Genomic DNA, 3,680 nt, shown 5'->3' with positions numbered 1-3,680 from the left:
CGCGCACGTCGACCCCGTCGGGCCGGTAGGAGATCGTCACGGCCACCTGGGCGCCGGGGGCGTGCTTGCGCGCGTTCGTCAACGACTCCTGCACCACCCGGTACGCGGTGCGCAGGACCGTCGGCTCGATCCGGCCGGGGTCGCCGTCGACGTGGCACGAGACCGACTCGCCGACCGCGCGCGCCTCGGCGACCAGCGCCCTCGGGTCGGGCGCGGGCGGGCGCTCGGGGCAGGCGGGCCGCGCGGGGCCGCCCACCGGCTGACCGCCCACCGGTGAACCGCCCACCGGCGTCCCGTCCGCGCCCCGGAGCACCCCGAGCAGGTCCCGCAGCTCGGCCAGCGCGCCGACGCCCGCGAGCCGGATGTCCTCGGCGGCGGCGCGCGCGGCGGGATCGGTCGACCCGACGCCCAGCGCGCCGGCGTGCAGCACCACCAGCGTGAGCCGGTGGGTGACCACGTCGTGCATCTCCTCGGCGAGCCGCCGCCGCTCCCGCGCCGCGGCCCGCTCGGCGAGCAGCAGCCGCTCGCGCTCGGCCCGCTCGGCCCGCTCCCGCAGCGAGTCCACCAGCTCCCGGCGGGCCCGCAGGTAGAGCGCGGCCAGCGCGGGCAGCACCGTGTTGACGACACCGAGCGGGGTGCTCTCCCAGCTCGGGTCCCACGGACTGGTTCCCAGCACGGCGAGCGCCCCGATCAGCGCGAACGCGCGACGCCGGTCGGTCAGCCGGACCAGGTTCACCACGATCGCGGGCGTGGCGTGCGGCAGCACCGCGCGCGTCGCGGGGTCCACCGGGGTGAGCAGGCCGGGGGCGAGCTCGGCCGAGCCGAGCGCGAGCGCCGCGACGGTCAGCGCCCAGCACGCGACCGGCACGGGGTGGCGGGCCAGGAGCAGCAGCGACGCGTCCACCGACAGGTGCAGGAGCAGCCCGGCGTGCGGCCCGGCCCACCCGGTGGTCGGCGGGCCCGCGCCGTGGACGGCCAGGTCGAGCGCCCCGAAGAGCACGGCCGCGAGCACCAGCCACGGCAGGTCACGCCGGTTCTCCCTCACCCCGGTCACGGTAGAGCCGATCGGGCCCGGTTCCGGGCGGCGCGCAACTTTGGTGGACCGGGGTGTCCACCTCCTCGGCTCACCGGGTGGCGGCGCGGCGCGGTGCACTCGGAGCCATGGCGAAGACGGGGATGTCCAGGCGGACGGCGTTGCGGGCCGGAGCGGTCGCGGGCGGGGCGGCGCTGGCCGGGGGTGGTGCGGCCGGGCGGTCGCGGGGCGGGGTGACGACGTTCGTGGTGGTCACCGGGGCGAGCGGCGCGCCCGGCGGGATCGACGCGCTGTCGCTGCGCGGGCACCGCACCGTCGGGGTGCCGCTGCCGGGGCACCGCGCCACCGACGCCCAGTTCGCGCTCGACCACCAGTGCCCGCAGGACCCGGCGTCGCTGGCGACCAGGCCGTCGCCGCTGGCGGGGATCGGGCTGGACGACTACGCCGAGGCCGCGATCCGGGTGGTCCGCGCGGTCTCGGGGTTCGGCCCGGTGGTGCTCTACGGCGGCAGCATGGGCGGCGCGGTGCTGAACCGGGTGGGCAGTGCCGTGCCGCACCTGGTCGACCGGCTCGTCTACGACACCGCGTTCTGCTGCGTGGACCTGGCGTGCCCGGAGGACTACCTGGCCACCCCGGAGGGCTCGACGAGCCTGGCGGGCGCGCTGGCCGCCCTGGTGGTGGCCGACCCGGCGGTGATCGGCGCGGTGCGGGTGAACTACCGCACCGCCGACCGTGAGGCCCTGGCCGGGCTGAAGGAGCTGCTGATGGCGGGCGCGGACGACGCGGAGTTCTACGGGGCGCTCGCGCATTTGCACCCCGACGAGTCGCTGACGGTGGGCCGGGAGGACTCGCGGGTGCGGGCGGACACCTGGGGGCGCGTCCCGCGCACGTTCATCCGGCACACCGAGGACCGGATGATCCCGCTCGCGCTCCAGGACCGGATGATCGCCGAGGCCGACCGGGCGACCCCGCGCAACCGGTTCGACGTGCGGACCGTGCGGGCGGGGCACCACGCGACCGAGGAGGAGTTCCGCCGGATCGTGGACGTGCTGGACGGGCTGCCGGAGTGCCGCCGCTGAGCTCCCGCGGTGGGGGCCGGGGGCGGGGCGCGTCGACGTCGGGCGGGGGCGGCCCCGCCCGACGCGCGGCGTCAGTGGACGCGACCGAGCCGCCCCCTGCCCAGGCGCAGCAGGATGAGCGCGAGGTCGCGCCCCTCGGAGCCCAGGGCGCGGAAGCGGGCCAGGACGGCCAGCTCGCGGTTGTAGACGATCTTGGTGCCGCCCGCGGAGACCCTGGCCGCGCCGATGGTGCGCGAGACCGCCGTGCGGCGTTGGATGAGGCGGAGTATCTGGTCGTCCAGGTGGTCGATCTCGTCGCGCAGGGCCGGGATGTCGTCAGCGCTCAACTCGGGTGCGGCCGTCGTGTCGTGGTCGCTGTTCGTCGCGGTCATGGCTCGTCCTCAGGCGTGGTCGGCGGCGGCGCGAGCCGGGGTGCGGCCCGGCCCGCGCCACTGCTCATGGTTTGCGTGCGATGACGACGCCGTTGGCCGCGGGCGCGGCGAACGGGCGGACCTCCACGTCGGTGAAGCCGACCTCGCGCAGCCAGTCGCCGTACTCCTGCGCGGTGTAGTTGCGCCCCTCGGTCTCCACGAGCATCGACAGGCTCATCAGGGTGGCGTCGAGGGGGCCGTCCTTGGTGTCGTCCACCAGCAGTTCGCTGATCATGATCTGGCCGCCGGGGCGCACCGCGTCGAAGCACGCGCGCAGGATCGCGCGGCACTGCTCCTCGTCCCAGTCGTGCAGGATCATCGACAGCATCACCAGGTCCTGCCCGGTGGGCAGCGCGTCGGCGAAGAAGTCGCCCCTGGCGAAGGAGATCCGGTCGGACAGGCCGGCCTGCTCCACCTTCTTCGCCGTCAGGTCGCACACGAACGGCAGGTCGAAGATGGTGGTGCGCAGGTCGGGGTAGGCGCGGGACAGCTCGATGGCGTAGGCGCCGCCACCGCCGCCCACGTCCAGGAGGGTGTCCACACCGGACAGGTCGACCGTCTGCCCGAGCACCCGCGCGGTGGGCTTCGAGATCGCGCTCATCCCCTCCCAGAACGACTCCACCATCAGGGTGTCGTCCGAGGCGAACAGCGAGTCCTGCTTCTCCGGGTCCCACGCGGTGGGGCGGTTGGTGCGCATCGCCTCGTCCAGCCGGAGCCAGCCGGGGTAGTCGTGGCGGGAGACAATCTCCACCCAGCCGCCCATGTAGTCCTCGGCTGCGCGCAGCAGGTATCGCGTGGTCATCTCCGTGTTGCGGTAGCCCGCCCCGCTGCGCTCCAGGAGGCCGAGCGCGGCGCACGCGGTGACGAGCTGCTCGACGGGGCGCTCGTGCAGCTCCAGCCGCGAGGCCAGCTCGGCGCTGGTCATGCCCGGCCGCTCGGCGAAGTGCTCGAACACCTCGCGCTCGTGCGCGGTCACCAGGGTCTGGGACACCCACAGGCCGTACACCATGTTCATGATGGGCATGGCCGGGACGGAATTGCGGACGGACGTCATAAGGGCTGGCCTTTCTGGGCTGGAGTGGTGGGCGTCCCGGCGGGGGGGGGGGGGGGGGTCGCCCCCCCCCCGCGGGGGGGGGCGCCGACCCCCGGCGCCGCGCC

Annotated in this window: 4 protein-coding genes; 1 reads left to right on the top strand and 3 read right to left on the bottom strand. The window is 75.5% G+C overall.

Annotation, left to right across the window (positions count from 1 at the left end):
• A partial coding sequence (locus tag ACTUAL_RS28280) for a sensor histidine kinase (protein ID WP_440902373.1) occupies nucleotides 1-1,045 on the bottom strand: 1,045 nt, incomplete at its 3' end.
• A gap of 116 nt (nucleotides 1,046-1,161) precedes the next feature.
• Here ACTUAL_RS28280 and ACTUAL_RS28275 point away from each other — a divergent pair.
• Nucleotides 1,162-2,112 (top strand): alpha/beta fold hydrolase, encoded by a 951-nt coding sequence (locus ACTUAL_RS28275; RefSeq protein ID WP_440902372.1) that lies wholly within the window; start codon nucleotides 1,162-1,164, stop codon nucleotides 2,110-2,112.
• Between the two features lie 71 nt (nucleotides 2,113-2,183).
• Here the strand turns inward: ACTUAL_RS28275 and ACTUAL_RS28270 are convergent, their stop codons facing one another.
• Both ACTUAL_RS28270 and ACTUAL_RS28265 read right to left on the bottom strand, forming a co-directional pair.
• The gene (locus tag ACTUAL_RS28270) at nucleotides 2,184-2,483 is read right to left on the bottom strand and encodes a chorismate mutase (protein ID WP_096495889.1); all 300 of its coding nucleotides are present in this window, start codon (nucleotides 2,481-2,483) and stop codon (nucleotides 2,184-2,186) included.
• A gap of 64 nt (nucleotides 2,484-2,547) precedes the next feature.
• Nucleotides 2,548-3,546 carry a methyltransferase gene (locus ACTUAL_RS28265; RefSeq protein ID WP_096495890.1) on the bottom strand — a complete coding sequence of 333 codons (999 nt, stop codon included), beginning with the start codon at nucleotides 3,544-3,546 and terminating at the stop codon, nucleotides 2,548-2,550.
• Nucleotides 3,547-3,680: the final 134 nt, after the last annotated feature.

The organism is Actinosynnema sp., assembly GCF_052038725.1.
Note: the sequence above shows the minus strand (reverse complement) of the source record. Positions and strands in the feature narration are given on the sequence as shown.

What these genes read in the sequence shown, in the direction of transcription:
- ACTUAL_RS28275 (WP_440902372.1), top strand. Translation starts at nt 1,162, where the DNA reads ATGGCGAAGACGGGGATGTCCAGGCGGACGGCGTTGCGGGCCGGAGCG.
- ACTUAL_RS28270 (WP_096495889.1), bottom strand. Translation starts at nt 2,483, where the DNA reads ATGACCGCGACGAACAGCGACCACGACACGACGGCCGCACCCGAGTTG.
- ACTUAL_RS28265 (WP_096495890.1), bottom strand. Translation starts at nt 3,546, where the DNA reads ATGCCCATCATGAACATGGTGTACGGCCTGTGGGTGTCCCAGACCCTG.